Below are 1,428 nucleotides of genomic sequence, written 5' to 3'. Positions count from 1 at the left end.
TGAAGTGACCCCCGAGACTTGGACGGGGTCAGGCGGCCGATTGGGCCTGCTCCCGGTACTTTACCGGGCTCAGACCTTTCAGTTTCAGTTTGATGCGTTCTTCGTTGTAGTACTGGATGTATTCCACCAGCCCAGCCTCCAGACTCTCGAGGCTGTCAAAGCTGTTCAGGTAGAAGAACTCCGACTTCAGCGTTCCAAAGAAGCTCTCCATCGCCGCGTTGTCCAGGCAGTTGCCGCGCCGGGACATGCTTTGCTTCAACGAGTGCTTTTCCAGCATGTGCCGGTAGTTTTCATGCTGGTACTGCCAGCCCTGGTCGGAGTGGATCATCGGGCGCTCATCCGGGGAGAGCTTCTTGATGGCCTCCTCCAGCATTTGGCCCACCAGATCAAATACGGGCCGACGCTTGATCTGATAAGCCACGATTTCACGGTTATAGAGGTCCATGATCGGTGACAGGTACAGCTTCATGCCCTGCACCTTGAACTCGGTCACGTCAGTCACCCACTTCTGGTTGGGCCGCTCGGCATGGAACTGGCGATTGAGGTCATTGCCAACCACAACATTGGCCGCCCCCTTGAAGGCCTGGTAGCGCTTCACACGCACCCGCGATTTCAGTCCCATCTCCCCCATCAGGCGCTGAACCCGCTTGTGATTGGTCCGATGACCCTGATTGGCTAATTCCAGCGTCACTGTGCGATAGCCATAGCGCCCTTGGCTTTGATCGTAGATTGCACGGATGCGCTCGCACAGGGCTGCCTCGTCCTGATCCGGATGGGCCAGGACATGGTTCTGGTAATAGAACGTACTGCGTGACAGCTCCGCCGCTTCGAGCAGAAGCGACAGCGTATGAACCTGCCTCAATCCTTGGATGGCTTGCGCTTTGCGTCTTGCGCCGCCTGCTCTTCCCGGATCAAGGCATCGAGTTTTTTTAGGTAGTCGGTCTCCGCACGCAGATAGGCGACTTCCTTGAGCAGCTCATCGCGGCTCATTTCCTCAGGTGGCTTGGACGAACGGGTCTTTTTCATCGGCTTTCGAGGCAGCGGCGGAGGCGGTGCCAACGCTTGGGCACCGCCTTGAGCATACAGGCGCCGCCATCGCCCCACTGCGCCAGCATCACCAATCTGGAAGTAGGTGGTGGCCTCCCGCCCGGACATGCCGTCCTGGCTCATCTTTTCCAGGACAGCCAGCTTGAACGGGAGGTCATAGAACTGGGCCTGGCGATGAAATCCGCGCCAACCATGCAGCCGATAGGTCGCCACCCAGCGCCTGACCGTGGAGAACTCAAGGCCGTGGCGACGGGCAATGGCTTTGACCGATGTGGAGGTCTTGCAGGCCTCTTTGGCGACCTGCAGTTTGAAACGTGCGTCATATCTGTTCATGTAACCCTCGGGGTTGGATCTGACGTCCAACTCCCGGGGGTCACTTCA

Annotated in this window: 1 protein-coding gene; it reads right to left on the bottom strand. The window is 58.3% G+C overall.

The annotated features are described in order from the left end of the window. Window positions 1-28: 28 nt before the first annotated feature. Window positions 29-1,380, bottom strand: a protein-coding gene (locus ACX9OT_RS21810; RefSeq protein WP_459003662.1) for an IS3 family transposase whose coding sequence is annotated in 2 segments (ribosomal slippage) — window positions 29-933 and window positions 933-1,380 — 1,353 coding nt in all. Because the reading frame shifts where the segments join, the coding sequence is not laid out codon by codon here. Between the last annotated feature and the right edge of the window lie 48 nt (window positions 1,381-1,428).

The organism is Stenotrophomonas genospecies 3, assembly GCF_054473855.1.
Note: the sequence above shows the minus strand (reverse complement) of the source record. Positions and strands in the feature narration are given on the sequence as shown.